Here is an 18,769-nt window from a genome sequence, read left to right on the forward strand (position 1 = left end):
TTTGGTATGTCGTCCGCGCTTCGCTGTGGCGAGCCGGAATTGCCAGGCTGGGAATCTCACCTGTTCCTGAAACTGTTTCATCCGTGCCTGCCGGGCCGGTTGCTGCAGATTCTTAGCCCGCTAATCCCCCGCAGACGTCAACAACACCCGAATTTATCCGTACTGCACGCGCTATAGCGCGACGCACGGCGAAGCGTTGGCAAAAACAGCCAACGTTTCTTTACATAAATCATGGAATTCGGCATTATCTTGCCGGTTCAACAGTTTGGTAGTTCACCCAGAGGATTCGATGGCCAAAGAAGACAATATTGAAATGCAGGGTACCGTACTGGATACGTTACCTAACACCATGTTCCGCGTAGAGCTTGAAAACGGGCACGTGGTTACCGCTCATATCTCCGGTAAAATGCGCAAAAACTATATCCGCATCCTGACGGGTGACAAAGTCACTGTTGAGTTGACCCCGTACGACCTGAGCAAAGGCCGCATTGTCTTCCGCAGTCGCTAAGCTGCTGCACACGTCGCGGGCTGGTTAAGTTTCCAGCCGCAAAAAAAGGCCGGATAATTATCCGGCCTTTTGTTTTCCTGGTCAGGCGTTAGTGCACAGTCCCTTCCGTTTTACGCTTTTCAGCGCTCAGGAAGTGATAAGTAAGCTGGTTTTTATCTTTATCCAGCCCCACCGACACCGAGCCTCCATCCACCAGTGAACCAAACAGCAGTTCATTGGCCAGCGGTTTTTTCAGGCTTTCCTGCACTGTACGCGCCATCGGACGCGCACCCATTGCTTTATCGTAGCCTTTTTCTGCCAGCCAGTCGCGCGCGTCATCGCTCACTTCCAGTGAAACACCTTTTGCGTCCAGCTGCGCCTGCAGTTCAACAATAAACTTATCGACTACCTGATGGATCACCTCAGCAGAGAGATGACGGAACCAGATAATGTTGTCGAGACGGTTGCGGAACTCTGGCGTAAAGATCTTTTTAATCTCTTCCATCGCATCCGTACTGTTATCCTGCTGAATCAGGCCGATCGACTTACGTTCGGTTTCGCGTACGCCAGCATTGGTGGTCATGACCAGCACCACATTGCGGAAGTCCGCTTTACGCCCGTTGTTGTCGGTCAGCATACCGTTATCCATAACCTGCAGCAGCAGGTTGAAGACATCCGGGTGCGCTTTCTCAATTTCATCCAGCAGCACAACCGCGTGCGGATGCTTGATAACCGCATCCGTTAACAGACCACCCTGGTCAAAGCCCACGTAGCCTGGAGGTGCACCAATCAGGCGGCTGACCGTATGGCGCTCCATGTATTCCGACATATCGAAACGCAGCAGCTCAATGCCCAGCGCTTTAGCCAGCTGTACGGTGACTTCTGTTTTACCTACCCCAGTCGGGCCGGCGAACAGGAAAGAGCCTACCGGCTTGCGATCCTGACCCAGGCCAGCGCGGCTCATTTTAATCGCTTCAGTCAGCGCCTCAATTGCATTATCCTGACCAAACACCAGCATTTTCAGGCGGTCGCCCAGATTTTTCAGCGTATCACGATCGGTGGCCGACACGCTCTGTTCCGGAATACGTGCAATTCGCGCCACTACCGATTCAATGTCAGAGACATTAACGGTTTTCTTACGCTTGCTCACCGGCACCAGACGTGCCCGCGCACCCGCTTCATCAATCACATCAATCGCCTTATCCGGCAGATGACGGTCGTTGATATATTTCACCGCCAGCTCGACTGCTGCGCGCACGGCCTTAGCGGTATAACGCACGTCGTGATGCGCTTCATATTTCGGCTTCAGTCCGTTGAGGATCTGCACGGTCTCTTCGACCGAGGGTTCAGTAATATCAATTTTCTGGAAGCGGCGCGCCAGTGCGCGATCTTTCTCGAAAATATTGCTGAACTCCTGATAAGTTGTGGAACCCATCACGCGGATTTTGCCGCTGGAGAGCAGTGGCTTAATCAGGTTAGCGGCATCCACCTGCCCGCCCGACGCCGCACCGGCACCGATGATGGTATGAATTTCATCAATAAACAGGATGCTGTTGTTATCCTGTTCCAGCTGTTTGAGCAGCGCTTTAAACCGCTTTTCAAAATCGCCGCGATATTTGGTGCCCGCCAGCAGAGAGCCGATATCCAGTGAATAGATAGTGCACTCTTTCATTACTTCCGGTACGTCACCCTGCACAATACGCCAGGCGAGCCCTTCGGCAATAGCGGTTTTACCCACGCCGGATTCACCCACCAGCAGCGGATTGTTTTTACGCCGGCGACACAGTACCTGCACGGCGCGCTCCAGCTCTTTGTCGCGACCAATAAGCGGGTCAATGCCGCCAACGCGAGCAAGCTGATTAAGATTGGTGGTGAAGTTTTCCATACGCTCCTCCCCGCCTGCCTGCTCTTCATTGACCGGATTATCCGCATTACTCTGCGACTGACCGGGCTCATCTTTACGCGTGCCGTGAGAGATGAAATTCACCACATCAAGACGGCTGATTTCATGTTTGCGCAGCAGATATGCCGCCTGCGACTCCTGCTCGCTGAAAATAGCGACCAGGACGTTAGCGCCTGCTACTTCACTGCGGCCGGAAGACTGAACGTGGAATACCGCACGCTGCAGTACGCGCTGGAAGCTGAGCGTAGGTTGCGTATCGCGCTCCGCTTCGCCTGCCGGCAGCACCGGTGTGGTTTGTTCGATGAAGGCTTCGAGTTCCTGACGCAGAGCCACAATATCCACCGTACAGGCTTCCAGTGCCTCTCTGGCCGACGGGTTGCTAAGCAGCGCCAGCAACAGATGTTCGACGGTCATAAACTCGTGACGGTGCTCGCGCGCTCTGGCGAAAGCCATGTTTAAACTGAGTTCCAGTTCTTGATTGAGCATTTGGCACCTCCCCCAATTATCGCTCTGACTGCCTGTTTCCTATATGGAGACAGGTTCAGGCTTTTTCCAGCGTACACAGCAAAGGATGTTGATTCTCTCTGGCATAGTTGTTCACCTGCGCAGCTTTTGTTTCTGCTACTTCAGCGGTGAAAACACCGCAGACTGCCTTTCCATGATAGTGAACTTTCAGCATCAGTTGCGTGGCGCGTTCAATATCATAAGAAAAGAACTTTTGCAGAACGTCAATAACAAATTCCATAGGTGTATAATCGTCATTATTCAGGATGACTTTATACATTGAAGGCGGCTTTAACCCTTCACGTACTTTGTCTTCGGCCAGGTGTTCAAAATTAAGCCAGTCGTTTGTGTTTGCCATAATCATCCATTGGAATTCTGCGTTGCGGTCATGCATTTTAGCCTGCAGTAACCTGAAGTTTAACACGTCTGTCAAGACGGGTTTGCTATCGCTGCTATCGGTACGAAAAGCAGATGCGCGACCTGTATCACAAAATTCTCAATAGCGTTAACTGCCTCAAATTTTGATGAATTTCTGCCCACGCATCCGGGCCGATTGCTTGACGATAAGGTCCGTTTCTCTACATTCTACATGCACAAGCTGATTGAGTTTTAAACAACCTCGACTCACAGCTGCGATGACCTCACCTACTTATCAGAATGTCTTGCGAGGGAAGTAAAAGCATGGAGACGGGTACTGTTAAATGGTTCAACAACGCCAAGGGCTTCGGCTTTATTTGTCCGGTTGGCGGTGGCGATGACATCTTTGCGCACTACTCTACCATTCAGATGGAGGGTTACAGAACGCTTAAAGCGGGTCAGCACGTTCAGTTTGACGTTCACGAAGGACCAAAAGGCAACCATGCCAGTCTGATAGTTCCCTGTGAGGCGGCGTTGCTTTCCTGACCTGTGCAGCGCGGTTATTGTGACCACTCCGCACCTGAAATGCCAGCCGGTAACGCTGGCATTTTACTTTTCCCTCTACCCTGCACGTCGCTGTGCCAGCAGTTTTACCTGACTAAACAGCTCCCTGAACAGCGACGGGATGGCCTGCGGGCCGCGCTCACCGGCCGCCAGCGCCACGGCGATAGCCAGCTCAGGCTTGGAGCTATGATGGATCGCCTGAGTAATAATACGCCGTGGCGTCATCGCAATGTTTAACGGCAGGTGCGCCATTTGGTGATAGACCGCGCGAAATCCGTGCTGATAGAGGAAATGTTCAATGTCGGCTGCCGGAAACTGCGTCAGATGCACCTCCGCCTTTTCGTGGATCAGCAGCTGGCTGCGGGTTGTCGCCGCATATTTCTTTCCTGCCTCATCGCCATCGGTCAATACATGCCAGGCAATTCCCATACGCCGGGCAAACTTCAGCAGCGGCTTCAGGCCGGCCTGGGCAAACTCGATCACCCGGATCCCTTCTGCTGCAAAATGATCGCCCTGCTGCCGCGCCAGTTCATTAACGATCCATACCTCAGTCTCGCCCTCCACCAGTAACCAGCAGCGGGCAAACAGTGCAGCAGGTCGATTGACGCGAATATGAAACGCGATACGCCGGTGATCCTCCGCGCTCAGTCCCGCTTCACCAATACGCCATGCCACCACGCGGCTCGCTTCGCGCACCAGACGACAGAGATTTTCCAGCGGCGTCTGGGAGACCAGTTCACCTGAATTAGTGGTAACCAGTCGCTGTAGCGGCAGCAGCGTCAGTAAATTCCAGGTCACTGAAAGCATTATCGGATGCAGCCGCGTTTCAGGATCTTCGACCAGCAGAACAGGCTGTGCGCCGGCTGGCAGCGCACTGCTGCCAGGGAGCAGTGCCAGCAGCCGCAGCTGCACCTCGCGACGATGCTCAGCACTGGCCCCTGCCAGCAGCCGGTTAAGCGCATCCAGCGCCTGCCAGCCTGCGCTGCCATCGCGCAGCTCCGGTGCCATTCGTGGGTGACTGACGCCGGGTTGCTGAACAAGAAAATAGTGCGCCATAAGCTGCTGCATTGTCTGTACGCCCTGCCGCAGTACCTCATCGCTCACTGCCTGCCCGCCAGCTGCGCGATTGAGCTGCTGTAATACCGCCTGCAGCGCCTGCAGACCCGGATCCCGCCCGTCACCGCCGGGTTCGCGCGTCCGGTGACGCTGACCGAACCGCGCGTCGCGTAAACGCAGCACCGGATGATGCTGCCGCAGCCAGCCTATCGCCGCCTTTGTCGGCTCCTGCGCCAGCAGCTGATTATGCACGTCGATAAAGCGCCAGCTGCTTTTTACGCCGTCCGCTTTACAGGTGGCCCGCAGACTGAAGCGCAGATAATATCCCTGCTCATCGCGCTGCCAGAAAGGCTGCAGCAGGGTATTTTCCCGCTCTGCTTCGCTGGCGCGAAAGCGCACCACTATCTGTAATGTGCGCCAGCGTGCCGCCGGATTTGCAGGCGGAAAATGGAAATCGTCTTCACTGAGGGCCGCCTGCCCGCCGGACGGATCCAGCATAAGTGAAAACGCATCAAGCAGGCTTGACTTGCCCCAGGCGTTTTCGCCGATCAGAAGATTCGTCATGGTAAGCGGCAGCGAGAGCTGATTAATGCCACGAAAGCCGCTGATATCAATATGATCCAGAATCATGGGATTATCCTGTTCAGAGATTGCCTGAGCATGGTGTACGGTTGCACAGGGGTCAAGGCGCAGATTATCGGCAAAGGGTGATTTACAGCGTGTGCTTTTTTGATTAGCGTGGCGTCCTTTTCCCACGGACGGATGTTCGCTATGTATGGTCTGATGATTATTTTGCTGCCGCTGATTGCCGGTTATTTGCTGCATCTGCAGCAGCCAGCACTGTTACGCACGGTGGCGCGGTTGCTGAGTGCGCTGGTCTATATCATTCTGTTTTTCATGGGTGTAAGCCTGGCATTTCTGGATAACCTCAGCGCGAATTTGCTCACCATCTTCTACACCGCTTTTATCTGTACCCTCTCGATTCTCGCCTGTTCGCTGCTGGCATTCTGGCTGCTTGAGCAGCGTCTGCCGTGGCGGCATCCGCATAAAGCGCAGGCGCTGCCCTCGCGTCTTGCGATGGCACTGGATTCACTCAAACTCTGTGGCTCGGTGCTGGGCGGGTTTCTGCTCGGATTGTCGCAATGGGCTCCGCTGCGCCATGCGGCCACCGTCAGCGAATATGCCCTGATCCTGATGCTGTTTCTGGTGGGCGTTCAGCTGCGCAGCAGCGGCATGACGCTGCGGCAGATTGCGCTTAACCGGCGTGGTGCGCTGGTGGCGGGCGTCTCACTGGCTGGGGCGCTCGCCGGAGGCGCGCTGGCCGCTGTCTGCCTTGGATTGCCGCTGAAAACCGGCCTCGCGCTGGCCAGCGGCTTTGGCTGGTATTCGCTTTCCGGCATTCTGATGACGGACGCGTTTGGTCCGGTTATCGGCAGCGCGGCGTTCTTTAACGACCTGCTGCGTGAACTGATCACAATTATGCTGATCCCGCTGCTTATCACCCGGCATCGCAGCATGACGCTGGGCCTGAGCGGCGCCACCTCCATGGATTTTACCCTGCCAATTCTGCAGCGCGCCGGCGGCATGGAGATTGTTCCTGCGGCCATTGTGCACGGGTTTATCATGAGCCTGCTCGCGCCGGTGCTGATCGCTTTTTTTTCCGCCTGACCGGTCTGCAGCGCACTTTTTCACGGCAGGCGTGCAGCGGCGTCGTCTACGCTTTCTGACGGAAAGATTTTTGCCATCAGCATAGATGGCCCCCATCAGAAAGGAGCAAACGATGAAACAAACTGTGGCCGCCCTGCTGGCACACACGCTGGAGAGCGCGGGCGTAAAACGTATCTGGGGTGTAACCGGTGATTCGCTTAACGGCCTGAGCGACAGCCTGAACCGCATGGGCACCATTGAATGGATGCCGACGCGGCATGAAGAGGTCGCCGCGTTTGCCGCCGGTGCGGAAGCGCAAATCAGCGGCGAACTGGCGGTCTGCGCCGGCTCCTGCGGTCCTGGTAACCTGCACCTGATTAACGGGTTGTTTGACTGTCATCGTAACAATGTGCCGGTACTGGCCATTGCTGCTCATATCCCTTCCAGCGAAATCGGCAGCGGCTATTTTCAGGAGACGCACCCGCAGGAGCTGTTTCGTGAATGCAGCCACTACTGTGAGCTGGTTTCTAATCCTGAGCAGCTGCCGCAGGTGCTGGGCATTGCCATGCGCAAAGCGATCCTCAACCGCGGCGTCTCTGTGATCGTACTACCGGGTGACGTGGCGCTGCAGCCCGCCCCGAAGAGTGCGCGCAGCGAATGGTATCCGCCGCAGCTGCCGCAGGTTGTGCCCGCCGCAGCGGAGCTTGCCACCCTGGCGGAAACGCTCAACGGCGCAGGCAATATTACGCTGATGTGCGGCAGCGGCTGCGCCGGTGCCCATGCTGAAGTTGTCGCCCTGGCGGAACGGCTTAAGGCGCCGGTAGTGCATGCGCTGCGTGGCAAAGAACATATTGAATATGACAACCCGTATGATGTTGGCATGACCGGGCTGATTGGTTTCTCTTCCGGCTATCACGCCATGATGAATGCCGACACCCTGATCCTGCTCGGCACGAAATTCCCCTATCGTGCCTTCTACCCTGCCAGCGCGCGTATCATTCAGATCGATATCAATCCCGGCAGCCTGGGCGCGCACAGCCACGTGGATATGCCGCTGGTGGGTGACGTTAAAGCCACGATCCAGGCACTGCTGCCGCAGCTTGAGGTGCATGACGATCGCCATCACCTTGACCGTGCGCTGGAGCACTACGCTGACGCCCGCAAGAGCCTTGACGATCTGGCAACCGCAAACGACAACCAGGCGATCCATCCCCAGTATCTGGCACAGCAGATCAGCCGCTACGCCGCTGACGATGCCATCTTTACCTGCGACGTCGGCACGCCCACCGTCTGGGCGGCACGTTACCTGCAGATGAACGGTAAGCGACGCCTGCTGGGATCGTTTAATCACGGCTCTATGGCCAATGCGATGCCGCAGGCGCTGGGTGCCCAGGCTATCGACAGAGAGCGTCAGGTGGTGGCGCTGTGTGGCGACGGGGGCTTCAGTATGCTGATGGGAGACTTTATCTCGGTAGCGCAGCTGAAACTGCCGGTGAAGCTGGTGATTTTCAACAACAGCGTGCTGGGTTTTGTGGCAATGGAGATGAAAGCAGGCGGTTACCTTACCGACGGCACCGACCTAGAAAATCCTGATTTTGCTGCGATTGCCGCCGCCTGCGGCATCAAAGGTATCCGGGTTGAAAAAGCGTCAGAACTCAATGCGGCGCTGGAACAGGCTTTCGCACATGATGGCCCGGTTCTGGTGGATGTGCACACGGCTAAAGAGGAGCTGTCGATGCCACCGCAGATCAAAGCCGAGCAGGCAAAAGGGTTCAGTCTCTATATGCTGCGCGCTATCCTGAACGGACGCGGCAATGAGATCACCGAGCTGGCGAAAACCAACTGGCTGCGGTAAAAACAAGGCTCCTGCCGGACAGGCAATGATGCGGGCGAGCAGCCCGCTTTTTCTTTCAGGAGAGCCCCGTGATCGATTTGCGCAGTGATACCGTAACCCGCCCGAGTGCGGCGATGCTGGACGCCATGATGAACGCCGCAACCGGAGATGACGTCTATCGTGACGATCCTACGGTCAACGCACTGGAAGCAGAGGCGGCGGCGATGAGCGGCAAAGCAGCCGCGCTGTTCTTTCCTACCGGTACCCAGGCAAATCTGGTGGCGCTGCTGTGTCACTGCCAGCGCGGCGATGAGTATATTGTGGGCCAGCAGGCGCACAACTATAAATATGAAGCGGGCGGCGCGGCGGTGCTGGGCAGCATTCAGCCTCAGCCGATCCTTGCTGCGGACGATGGCACACTGCCGCTGGCGGACGTTGCCGCTGCGATCAAGCCGGATGATATCCATTTTGCCCGTACCCGCCTGCTGAGTCTGGAAAACACGCATCACGGCAGGGTACTGCCGCTCAGCTATCTGGAGCAGGCGTGGCACTTCACCCGCGAACGCGGGCTGGCGCTGCACATTGATGGTGCGCGTATCTTTAATGCCGTGGTGGCACAGCAGGTGACGCTGGCAGAAATTGCACGCTACTGCGATACGCTGACTATCTGCCTGTCAAAAGGGCTGGGCACCCCGGTAGGCTCACTGCTGTGCGGCGACAGCGCTTATATTGAGCAGGCGCGGCGCTGGCGTAAAATGACCGGTGGCGGGATGCGCCAGGCGGGTATTCTGGCGGCGGCCGGGCGTTATGCGCTGCAGCACAACGTGACCCGGCTGCAGGACGATCATGACAACGCCGCGTGGCTGGCGGACCAGCTGCGCGCGCTGGGCGTGGAAGTCATAAGCCAGCAGACAAATATGCTGTTTGTGCAGGTTCCGCCCGGGCAGACAGATGCGCTGCAGCGCTGGATGCACGCCGCGAATATCCTGATTAGCATCGGCCCCCGGACGCGCATGGTGACTCACCTGGATGTATCCCGTGCCGATCTGCAGCAGGTGGTCGCACGCTGGCAGGCGTTTCTTCAGTCAGCGGCCTGACAGCTAGCGCGCCGCGCCGTACTGTGCCAGCAGCGCCCGGGCTATCGCCAGCGTCTCTGCGTCAGCAATACCGCGATAGTCGTGCGGCCGGAAGTGCATCTGAAAGGCTGCAATCAGCCGGCGCTGCCTCTCAGGCGTTGTCGCGCCCGCCACGTCATAGCCATACCGCTGCAGCGCTGCCAGCAGCGGCTGCGGATCCACAACGGTGCTGGCGGACTGCCCCGCCAGATAGCGGGCCGTAATCGCCGGATCGGGCCAGGCACCTATCCCCCGGGCGGCCAGCTGCTGCCAGGGAAAGAGCGGACCCGGGTCCTGCTTGCGCTGCGGCGCAATATCGCTGTGGCCCACGATATTTTCGGGCGCAATACCGTAACGCTGCTGCAGATCGCGCAGCAGCGCTGTCAGCACGGTAATTTGATCGGGTGTATAAGGCTGCCACGTTAGCCCGGTCAGCGTACGCTGATAGCCCGCATTGACTATCTCAATGCCCACTGAGGTGTCATTAATGCGGGTAGCCCCGCGCCAGAAACTGGGTCCGGCATGCCAGGCAAGCTGCTGCTCCGGCACCAGCTGCCAGACTACTCCCCTGCCCGCTTTCTGTGGCGGCTGACGCGGAATAAGGTAGTGTGCACTGACCTGCCGATCGGTCAGGGTTGCCAGCGAAGAAGAGAAATCGTCTGCGGTGTAGTGGATCACCACGACTTTGATGCGCGGTCGCGCGCCCTGCGCCGGATGCGCTGTATCGGCCCAGTACCCCTGACGCGCTTCCATTGAAGAGTGACAGGCGCTGAGCAGCAGCGCCATGACCACGATCAGCAGGAATCGCATCAGCGCACGATCACCGCAGTGCCGGAGACGCTGACCATCAGCATGCTGCTGTCTTTGCCGACGGTTTCGTAGTCAATATCGATCCCCACTACCGCATTAGCGCCCAGCGCTTTCGCCTGATCGCCCAGCTCTTTAAACGCAATCTCACGCGCCTTGCGCAGCTCTTTTTCATAGGCCCCCGAACGTCCGCCTACGATATCGCGGATGCCGGCAAAGAAATCACGAAAAATATTGGCACCTAAAATCGCCTCGCCGGTAACCACGCCGCAGTATTCGGTAATGCTGTGGCCTTCCAGAGTTGGTGTCGTCGAAAATTTCATAGTTATCTCCTGAAGATGTCGATGGGACCCGCACGCATGGTGCTGAAAAAGCACGACTATACTCTATGCTAAAACCCATGCTTTGCCACAGAACAATAAGGAACCGGAGATGAGAATCAAAGCCCTTGCACTGCTGGCATCAGCAGTAACGCTGCTGAGCGCCTGTACCACTGTAGAGCCGGTTATCAGGGATAATGGCCCGCGCAGTGCGGCCTGTATTGATGGCGGGCCGGATAGCGTGGCGCAGCAGTTTTACGATTTGCGCGTAAATGCTCCTTCAGCGGGCCTGCCCGATCGCGCGCTGCTGGCCAGATATCGCCCTTATCTGAGCGATCATCTTTATCAGACGCTGCTGCAGGCGCGGGAAAAGCGCAATCAGCCGGCAGAGTGGCGTCAGGGCGATCTCTTTTCCAGTCTGGCTCAGGGGCCGGCCGCCGCTGATGTAGAGAGCGCTTCTTCGATCCCCAATCGCGATGCGCGAAATATTCCGTTGCGCGTCACGCTAACGCGCGGCGATAAACAGTGGCGCGATGAAGTGCTGATGATCCGTGAAGGAGAGTGCTGGGTGGTGCAGGATGTGCGCTATATGGCAGCCTGGCCGCACGCCGGCGGTGGCTCACTCAGCCAGCTGCTGGAGCAGAAAAAATAGCGCGTTTTTTTGTTATCCTGTTCACACATTAGGGCGCCGCATCGGTATAGAGCCCCTGACCGGTGTTAACGTCGGGCGTAACCGTAGTGCAACCCCCGTCTGACACAGGCCGCACAATTTTCTGCTGCACCGGACCGGATAACGCGCTGTTTAATAAATTTTAAGTCACTTGATTTGCATAACTATGCCGGGAACGTTAAGATTCGCGGCATTATTTGCTCTCTATTTTCCGCGCATGAGTATTCAATTAAACGCTATTAACTGCTTTTACGGTGCCCATCAGGCGCTGTCTGACATTAACCTGGAGTGTCCGCAGGGAGAGACGCTGGTGCTGCTTGGTCCCAGCGGTGCCGGGAAAAGCTCACTCCTGCGCGTGCTCAATCTGCTGGAGCTGCCGCGTTCCGGCACGCTGCAGATTGCCGGCAACCAGTTTGACTTTACCAGGTCCCCCACTGACAGCGCCATTCGCGAGCTGCGTCAGAACGTGGGTATGGTATTTCAGCAATATAATCTCTGGCCGCACCTTACGGTTATGCAGAACCTCACTGAAGCCCCGTGTCGCGTACTGGGTCTCTCAAAAGAGGCGGCGCGCGCACGTGCCGATAAGCTGCTGGAGCGTCTGCGCCTGACGCCTTATGCCGATCGTTTTCCGCTGCATCTCTCCGGTGGTCAGCAGCAGCGCGTGGCGATCGCCCGTGCGCTGATGATGGAGCCGCAGGTGCTGCTGTTTGATGAACCTACCGCCGCGCTCGATCCGGAAATTACCGCGCAGATCGTGACGATTATTCGCGAACTGGCACAAACGCAGATCACGCAGGTTATTGTGACCCATGAGGTTGAAGTGGCGCGCAAAACGGCCAGCCGCGTGGTTTATATGGAGAATGGTCACATCATTGAACAGGGTGATGCCAGCCGCTTTACACAGCCGCAAACCGACGCGTTTGCACACTATCTTTCGCACTAAGTCAGGATGCTAATAATGAAAAAAGTTGTACTTGCTGCCCTGCTCACCACACTGAGCCTGAGCGCTTCTGCTGCACAGACGCTGCGTTTCGCTACTGAAGCCTCTTACCCGCCGTTTGAGTTCGTTGACGCTGAAAACAAAATTCAGGGATTTGACGTCGATCTGGCCAATGCGCTGTGTAAAGAGATGGATGCAACCTGCACATTTACTAATCAGGCTTTCGATAGCCTGATCCCCAGCCTGAAATTCCGCCGTTTCGACGCGGTGATGGCCGGCATGGATATCACACCAGAACGTGAAAAGCAGGTGCTGTTCAGCAAGCCTTACTATGACAACTCTGCCACCTTTATTGTGCAGAAAGGCAAACTGGCTGATGTGGCTGCCCTGAAAGGCAAGCGCGTTGGCGTGCAGAACGGCACTACTCATCAGAAGTTCCTGACCGACAAGCATAGCGATATCACTATCGTGCCTTACGACAGCTATCAGAACGCCGTACTGGATCTGAAAAATGGCCGTATTGACGCTGTCTTTGGGGATACTGCCGTGGTCAATGAGTGGCTGAAGCAGAACGCAACGCTGGCGCCGCTGGGTGAAAAAGTCACGGATAAAGATTACTTCGGAACCGGTCTGGGCATCGCCGTGCGTCAGGGTAACGCTGAGCTGCAGGGTAAGTTCAACGCGGCGCTGGATAAGATCAAAGCTGACGGCACGTATAAAACTATCTACAGCAAATGGTTCCAGCAGTAATCTCTGATGAATGAAATGATCTCTCTTGCAAGCGCCGCCGGGATAACCGTCGGCCTTGCTGTTTGTGCGCTGATCGCCGGCCTTGTGCTGGCGATGCTGTTTGCTGGCTGGGAGTCGCTGCGCATAAAACCGCTGGCGTGGGTCGGCACCGTGCTGGTCACGCTGATTCGGGGTCTGCCGGAAATTCTGGTCGTACTCTTTATCTATTTCGGTGCTTCGCAGCTGCTGCTGACGCTGTCTGACGGTTTCAGCCTTAACCTGGGCCTGTTTACCCTTCCGGTTCAGCTGCAGATTGAGAATTTTGACGTCAGCCCGTTTCTCTGCGGAGTGATTGCGCTGGCTATGCTCTACTCCGCCTATGCGTCACAGACGCTGCGCGGAGCACTGAAAGCGGTGCCGGCAGGCCAGTGGGAGTCGGGACAGGCGCTGGGCATGAAAAAATCTGCGATCTTTTTCCGGCTGATTATGCCGCAGATGTGGCGCCATGCGCTGCCGGGCCTCGGCAACCAGTGGCTGGTGCTGCTGAAAGATACGGCGCTGGTGTCGCTGATCAGTGTCAACGACCTGATGCTGCAGACGAAAAGTATCGCTACGCGCACACAGGAACCGTTTACCTGGTATCTGGTGGCTGCCGCTATCTATCTGGTGATTACGCTGTTCAGTCAGGCGATTTTGCGCCGCATTGAATTACGCACCACGCGTTTTGAGCGGGGAGCCTGACGCATGCTCGATTATTTACCTGAACTGCTGAAAGGCCTGCATACCAGCTTAACGCTGACGCTGGCCTCACTGGTGGCCGCGCTGCTGCTGTCGCTGCTCTGTACTATTGTGCTGGCACTGAAAGTACCGGTCGCCAGCCTGCTGGCAAAAGGCTACATCACGCTGTTTACCGGCACTCCGCTGCTGGTGCAGATCTTCCTGATCTACTACGGGCCGGGTCAGTTCCCTGCCATTCAGAATGTGCCGTGGCTCTGGCATCTGCTGTCTCAGCCCTGGCTGTGCGCGATGCTGGCGCTGTCGCTCAACAGCGCAGCCTATACCACCCAGCTATTTTATGGCGCGGTACGCGCAATTCCGGCGGGTCAGTGGCAGTCATGCGCCGCGCTGGGCATGAACCGCAAGGATACGCTGCGTATTTTGCTGCCCTACGCGTTTAAGCGCGCCCTCTCCTCCTATTCCAACGAAGTTGTGCTGGTGTTTAAAAGCACCTCGCTGGCCTACACCATTACGCTGATGGAAGTGATGGGGCACGGTCAGATGCTCTACGGACGCACCTATGACGTGACGGTGTATGCGGCGGCAGGCCTGATCTATCTGGTGGTTAACGGCGCGCTGACGCTGCTGATGCGGCTGATAGAGAAACGTGCACTGACATTTGAGCAGCGCAGCTGAGTGCCTCCGGGACGGTTGCTTTTGCGCCACGCCGGCGTCCGGGCAACCGTCTTCTGCAAATCCTTACTTATCCAAAATAATTGCATAAAAATTCATTAAATGGCATTGTGTCACGCATTCCACTTCTGGCTTGCTTATGAGAATGACATGATGAAAAAATGGATTATCGCCGCAGCGCTCGCTGCGGTTACGGTGAATGCTTATGCAGCTGAAAAAATACGTTTTGCCGTTTCAGCTACCTATCCGCCGTTTGAATCACTGGATCACAACAATCAGATTGTAGGCTTTGATATCGATCTGGCGAAAGCGCTGTGCGCGCAGATTAAAGCCGAATGTACATTCACGAATAATGCGTTTGACAGCCTGATCCCGTCGCTGAAATTCCGCCGCTATGATGCGGTAATCTCCGGTATGGACATCACCGCCGAGCGCAGTAAGCAGGTCGATTTCAGCCAGCCTTACTATGCCAACTCCGCTATCGTGATCGCCCGGAAAGGCGAGTTCAGCGATTTCAGCCAGCTGAAAGGCAAGCGTATTGGCGTGGAAAACGGTACTACTCACCAGAAATATCTGGCTGAAAAGCATCCGGACGTGGTAGCAGTCGCCTATGACAGCTATCAGAATGCGATTCTTGACCTGAAAAACGGCCGCCTCAATGGCGTATTTGGCGACAGCGCCGTGGTCAGTCAGTGGCTGAAAGCCAATGACGATCTCGGTACCGTGGGCGATCATGTCAGGGATACGGATTACTTTGGCACCGGGCTTGGCATCGCCGTGCGTAAAGGTAACAGCGCACTGCTGAATGAGTTCAATAGTGCGCTGGCGGCCCTGAAAGCTGACGGCAGCTGGCAGCAGATCAACCAGAAGTGGTTTCCTGAGTAAATTCTTTCAACAGCGCGTGCTGCGTTATGCAGCACGCGGCCGATCGTTCCGCGTCAGCAGACATAACACTTCAAAATGAGCGGTGTGCGGGAACATATCAAACAGCTGTACTCTTTGTATGTTGTAATCACTAAGCCGGGCAATATCCTGCGCCAGGGTGGCAGGATTGCAGCTGGAGTAGAGGATAAAAGCCGGAGCCATATCGCTTAAATAGTCGCACAGCTCGCTGCCAATACCGCGACGCGGCGGGTTCACCAGTACCAGCTGCGGTATGTCTGCCCGCGAGGTGGCGAAACGGGTGGAATCCAGAGCGGCAAAGTGCACCTTTTCCAGCCCCAGCTGCTGCGCCGATTGCTGCGCACAGGCGATCGCTTCAGGGCTGATTTCAATCCCCGTCAGCGTCATCTCTGGCGTTGCGCAGTGCAGACCAAATCCACCTACGCCACAAAAGAGATCCCACATGCTGGTCACGTTCAGCTCCGCAACCCAGTCGCGTGCGGTGGCGTAGAGCGCCGCCGCCACCTGCGGATTGGTCTGGAAGAAACTCTGCGGCCGGATATAAAGCGGAACCTGATTAACGCGTTCCGGCAGCGCCTGCTGCGCGGTCAGCGCGATCTCTTCGTCGCCTTCCAGAATCGCCATATGTACCGGCTGAATATTGGCGGAGATAACCTGCAGCTGCGGCAGCTGCTGCTGCAGCCACGGCAGTGCCGCCTGCAGCTGCGGCACCTTACTGGCTGAGCGCAGTACAAAACGCAGCATCATGCCGCCCTCACTGCTCTGCGTCAGCAGCAAAAACTTCAGCTCGCCACGCCTGCGCGTCACATTGTAAGGCGTCAGACCGGCGCGTGCGATAAAGGGTTTAAGCAGCGCAAACACCGGCGCAAAGCTGGCGGGATAAAGCGGACAGGCGCAGAGATCAACCGGGTCGCCGTCAGACGCCACCAGACCAAAAACAGGGCGCTCCACGCTGCCGCTGACGACCATTTTGGCCTTATTGCGAAACCCCTGCTCTGCTGATGTCACCGGAAGCCGCCAGTCGCTGACCGGCATCGCTGCAAGCAGCTGAGCAAGCTGCGTCTGCTTATCGCTGACCTGCTGCGGATAGGGTTTTTCCAGCCACTGACATGAACGGCAGCGGCCAGCGTCATAAAGCGCGCAATGCATGGAACAACCTGTACTCGGAGAAAAAACGGGGGGCGATTGTATCACCGGGCGCGGAAAAATGCGCGACTGCTGGCCGGCACAAACAGCAGCAGCGCTACCAGTACGTCCGGTAATTTTTGCTGCAGCGTATGGTGGATAATCTGCAGATTGTTATCACCTGAAATACTGAATATTTCCGGATAGATCCAGCCCACCGACGCCATCAGCATATAGAGCAATACCACCACCTGACTGATCAGATAACCCCAGCGACCCCGATTGCTGCCGCGCATGAACGTAAAAGCACAGCGCAGTTCAAACAGGAAAATCAGCTGACTGGCGATAAATATCAGGGTTGAATCCCATGCCTGTGCGCTGCGGTGCACAAAGTTGGCAATCTCCTCATAGCCCAGCTCGCCAGCCATCATGATCACGCTGAGGCAGCGCGTGACAATAATCGCAATACCGGCAATGGTCACCGGCACCGGCGTTGAGTTTAACACAGCGTTTTTCAGCGTTTCCGACATCACCCAGGCTCCATAAGAAAAGGCTGGCAACGCCAGCCTTGCTTATAGTGGCAAACTCACAGGATTTCAGCCACGTTTTGCTTTCTGAATATCGCGCAAACGCTGTTTTTCTTCATGCGCCATAAAGCGCCAGGCGATAAAACCGACCAGCCCGACCACAAACAGAATAATAGACGCCAGCGCGTTGATCTCCGGGTTCACCCCACGCCGTACGGTGGCGAAGATCGCCATGGGCAGCGTGGTCGCCCCCGGCCCGGTAACAAAGCTGGCAATCACGAGGTCATCAAGCGACAGCGTAAAGGCCAGCAGCCAGCCGGTGACGATGGCGGGTGCAATCATGGGAACGGTGATCACAAAGAACACCTTCAGCGGCGTGGCGCCCAGATCCATGGCGGCCTCTTCGATGGAGCGATCCAGCTCGCGCAGGCGGGCGTTGATCACCACCGCAACATAGGCGGTACAGAATGTGACGTGCGCCAGCCAGATAGTCAGCATGCCACGATCGCCCGGCCAGCCCAGCGTATTTGCCATCGCCACAAACAGCAGCAGCAGCGACAGCCCGGTAATAACATCGGGCATGACCAGCGGCGCAGTCAGCATAAAGGCGAAACCGCTGTGGCCGCGAAAGCGGCCGAAGCGCACAATGATCACCGCGGCCAGGGTGCCCAGTATCACAGCCATGGTAGCCGAAAGCCCCGCGATGGTCAGACTCAGCCCGACGGCATCGAGCATCGCCTCATCCTGAAACAGCACGCGATACCAGTGAAAAGAGAAACTCTCCCACACCGTAACCAGCTGCGAACTGTTAAAGGAGTAGACCACCAGCAGCAGCATGGGGGCATAGAGAAACAGAAAGCAGAGTACCAGAATAGCAGTACGCCACGGCGAGCGAATAACCGGTAGCTGACTCATGCTTTCTCCCCCGCAGCGCGATTTTGATGCTTGTGGAACCAGATAATCGGCAGGATCAGGATCAACAGTATGGTTACCGCCAGCGCTGAAGCCACCGGCCAGTCGCGGTTATTAAAAAACTCCTGCCAGAGAATGCGGCCAATCATAATACTGTCCGGGCCACCCAGCAGTTCCGGAATGACATACTCCCCTACCGCCGGTATGAACACCAGCATCGACCCGGCGATAATGCCGCCTTTGGTCAGCGGCACAATCACGCTGAAAAAGGTCTTCAGCGGACGCGCGCCTAAATCCAGCGACGCTTCCACCAGCGAATAGTCAATGCGCGTCAGCGCGGTATAGATCGGCAGCACCATAAAGGGCAGATAGCAGTAAACAATACCGATATAGACCGCCGTATTGGTGTAGAGGATCACCAGCGGATGATCGATAACGCCAAGCCACAGCAGAAAACGATTCAGAATGCCGTTGTTGTTCAGCAGCCCCATCCAGGCATAAACGCGCACCAGAAATGAGGTCCAGGAGGGCAGGATCACCAGCAGCAGCAGTATGGTTCGCATCGACGGCTTGCTGTGCGCGACCGCCCAGGCGAGCGGATAAGCGATAAGCAGGCAAATTACCGTGGAGATCGCCGCCACTTTCAGCGAGGTCAGATAGGCCTCAGCGTAAAGCGGATCGTCAGTGAGCGTAAAATAGTTGCCGAGGTTCAGCACCACATTCAGCTGGTCATCCGCCCAGCTGACCAGATCCGTATAGGGCGGGATGGCGCGGGCGATATCGGCAAAGCTGATTTTAAGCACAATCAGAAACGGCAGCAGGAACAGCAGGATCAGCCACAGGTAAGGCAGCGCAATCACCAGCTTGCGCCCGTGCTGCATCTTCATACGTGTTGCCCAGCGCTGCAGTGGCGTGCCTGCCAGTACCGGCTGAGGCCGCGGAGAAATCTGACTCAT

20 protein-coding genes are annotated in these 18,769 nt (G+C 56.6%); 11 read left to right on the forward strand and 9 right to left on the reverse strand.

Going from position 1 to position 18,769, the window contains the following annotated elements; genetic code table 11:
- Positions 1–289 precede the first annotated feature (289 nt).
- Positions 290–508 (forward strand): translation initiation factor IF-1, encoded by a 219-nt coding sequence (gene infA, locus BBA90_RS14185; protein WP_002211347.1) that lies wholly within the window; start codon positions 290–292, stop codon positions 506–508.
- Between the two features lie 88 nt (positions 509–596).
- Here the strand turns inward: infA and clpA are convergent, their stop codons facing one another.
- Together clpA and clpS are read right to left on the reverse strand one after the other, a co-directional pair.
- Complete coding sequence (clpA, locus tag BBA90_RS14190) at positions 597–2,876, reverse strand: ATP-dependent Clp protease ATP-binding subunit ClpA (protein ID WP_065649714.1); 2,280 nt, start codon at positions 2,874–2,876, stop codon at positions 597–599.
- A 55-nt stretch (positions 2,877–2,931) separates the two neighbouring features.
- Positions 2,932–3,252, reverse strand: a complete 321-nt coding sequence (gene clpS / locus BBA90_RS14195) for an ATP-dependent Clp protease adapter ClpS (RefSeq protein WP_039385772.1) — start codon at positions 3,250–3,252, stop codon at positions 2,932–2,934.
- Positions 3,253–3,575: 323 nt separating this feature from the next.
- Between clpS and cspD the strand changes: the two genes are divergently transcribed.
- The gene (cspD, locus tag BBA90_RS14200) at positions 3,576–3,797 is read left to right on the forward strand and encodes a cold shock-like protein CspD (RefSeq protein ID WP_065649715.1); all 222 of its coding nucleotides are present in this window, start codon (positions 3,576–3,578) and stop codon (positions 3,795–3,797) included.
- Positions 3,798–3,872: 75 nt separating this feature from the next.
- On the opposite strand, the gene BBA90_RS14205 is transcribed toward cspD, so the two are convergent.
- Entirely contained in the window at positions 3,873–5,501 is a 1,629-nt protein-coding gene (locus BBA90_RS14205; protein WP_065649716.1) for an ATP-dependent nuclease, read from the reverse strand.
- 141 nt (positions 5,502–5,642) lie between these two features.
- Between BBA90_RS14205 and BBA90_RS14210 the strand changes: the two genes are divergently transcribed.
- The 3 genes from BBA90_RS14210 to ltaE all read left to right on the forward strand — a co-directional run bounded on the left by BBA90_RS14210 (position 5,643) and on the right by ltaE (position 9,449).
- Positions 5,643–6,539: a lysine exporter LysO family protein gene (locus BBA90_RS14210; RefSeq protein WP_065649717.1), complete on the forward strand. Its 897-nt coding sequence runs from the start codon at positions 5,643–5,645 to the stop codon at positions 6,537–6,539.
- A 112-nt stretch (positions 6,540–6,651) separates the two neighbouring features.
- A complete protein-coding gene (gene poxB / locus BBA90_RS14215) occupies positions 6,652–8,373 on the forward strand; it encodes a ubiquinone-dependent pyruvate dehydrogenase (protein WP_065649718.1) in 1,722 nt (573 codons plus the stop codon).
- 68 nt (positions 8,374–8,441) lie between these two features.
- Positions 8,442–9,449, forward strand: a complete 1,008-nt coding sequence (ltaE, locus tag BBA90_RS14220; RefSeq protein ID WP_065649719.1) for a low-specificity L-threonine aldolase — start codon at positions 8,442–8,444, stop codon at positions 9,447–9,449.
- Between the two features lie 3 nt (positions 9,450–9,452).
- On the opposite strand, the gene BBA90_RS14225 is transcribed toward ltaE, so the two are convergent.
- Together BBA90_RS14225 and BBA90_RS14230 are read right to left on the reverse strand one after the other, a co-directional pair.
- A complete protein-coding gene (locus BBA90_RS14225; protein WP_065649720.1) occupies positions 9,453–10,277 on the reverse strand; it encodes an N-acetylmuramoyl-L-alanine amidase in 825 nt (274 codons plus the stop codon).
- Positions 10,277–10,597: a heavy metal-binding domain-containing protein gene (locus tag BBA90_RS14230; RefSeq protein WP_039383506.1), complete on the reverse strand. Its 321-nt coding sequence runs from the start codon at positions 10,595–10,597 to the stop codon at positions 10,277–10,279. The genes BBA90_RS14225 and BBA90_RS14230 overlap by 1 nt, the downstream gene beginning before the upstream one ends.
- A 109-nt stretch (positions 10,598–10,706) precedes the next feature.
- Here BBA90_RS14230 and BBA90_RS14235 point away from each other — a divergent pair, with 109 nt between their 5' ends.
- The 6 genes from BBA90_RS14235 (at position 10,707) to artJ (BBA90_RS14260) (ending at position 15,231) form a co-directional block, all read left to right on the forward strand.
- On the forward strand, positions 10,707–11,246 hold the full coding sequence (locus tag BBA90_RS14235) for a lipoprotein (protein WP_065649721.1): 540 nt from the start codon (positions 10,707–10,709) through the stop codon (positions 11,244–11,246).
- Positions 11,247–11,481: 235 nt separating this feature from the next.
- Positions 11,482–12,210, forward strand: coding sequence for an arginine ABC transporter ATP-binding protein ArtP (gene artP / locus BBA90_RS14240; protein WP_139074202.1), 729 nt, complete (start codon positions 11,482–11,484; stop codon positions 12,208–12,210).
- Positions 12,211–12,225: 15 nt separating this feature from the next.
- Positions 12,226–12,957, forward strand: coding sequence for an arginine ABC transporter substrate-binding protein (artJ, locus tag BBA90_RS14245; protein ID WP_065649723.1), 732 nt, complete (start codon positions 12,226–12,228; stop codon positions 12,955–12,957).
- Between the two features lie 6 nt (positions 12,958–12,963).
- Complete coding sequence (gene artQ, locus BBA90_RS14250; protein ID WP_065649724.1) at positions 12,964–13,677, forward strand: arginine ABC transporter permease ArtQ; 714 nt, start codon at positions 12,964–12,966, stop codon at positions 13,675–13,677.
- A gap of 3 nt (positions 13,678–13,680) precedes the next feature.
- Positions 13,681–14,349 carry an arginine ABC transporter permease ArtM gene (artM, locus tag BBA90_RS14255; RefSeq protein ID WP_065649725.1) on the forward strand — a complete coding sequence of 223 codons (669 nt, stop codon included), beginning with the start codon at positions 13,681–13,683 and terminating at the stop codon, positions 14,347–14,349.
- A gap of 150 nt (positions 14,350–14,499) precedes the next feature.
- The gene (gene artJ / locus BBA90_RS14260) at positions 14,500–15,231 is read left to right on the forward strand and encodes an arginine ABC transporter substrate-binding protein (protein WP_065650488.1); all 732 of its coding nucleotides are present in this window, start codon (positions 14,500–14,502) and stop codon (positions 15,229–15,231) included.
- Positions 15,232–15,255: 24 nt separating this feature from the next.
- Here artJ (BBA90_RS14260) and rlmC read toward each other — a convergent pair whose 3' ends face one another.
- The 4 genes from rlmC to potH form a co-directional block, all read right to left on the reverse strand.
- Entirely contained in the window at positions 15,256–16,398 is a 1,143-nt protein-coding gene (gene rlmC, locus BBA90_RS14265) for a 23S rRNA (uracil(747)-C(5))-methyltransferase RlmC (protein ID WP_065649726.1), read from the reverse strand.
- A gap of 41 nt (positions 16,399–16,439) precedes the next feature.
- Positions 16,440–16,904: a YbjO family protein gene (locus BBA90_RS14270; RefSeq protein ID WP_065649727.1), complete on the reverse strand. Its 465-nt coding sequence runs from the start codon at positions 16,902–16,904 to the stop codon at positions 16,440–16,442.
- Positions 16,905–16,970: 66 nt separating this feature from the next.
- A complete protein-coding gene (potI, locus tag BBA90_RS14275; protein ID WP_065649728.1) occupies positions 16,971–17,816 on the reverse strand; it encodes a putrescine ABC transporter permease PotI in 846 nt (281 codons plus the stop codon).
- On the reverse strand, positions 17,813–18,769 hold the full coding sequence (potH, locus tag BBA90_RS14280; RefSeq protein WP_065649729.1) for a putrescine ABC transporter permease PotH: 957 nt from the start codon (positions 18,767–18,769) through the stop codon (positions 17,813–17,815). Before potH ends, potI begins: the two co-directional genes overlap by 4 nt.

This window comes from Pantoea eucrina, assembly GCF_001691555.1.
GTDB classification, from domain to species: domain Bacteria; phylum Pseudomonadota; class Gammaproteobacteria; order Enterobacterales; family Enterobacteriaceae; genus Pantoea; species Pantoea borealis.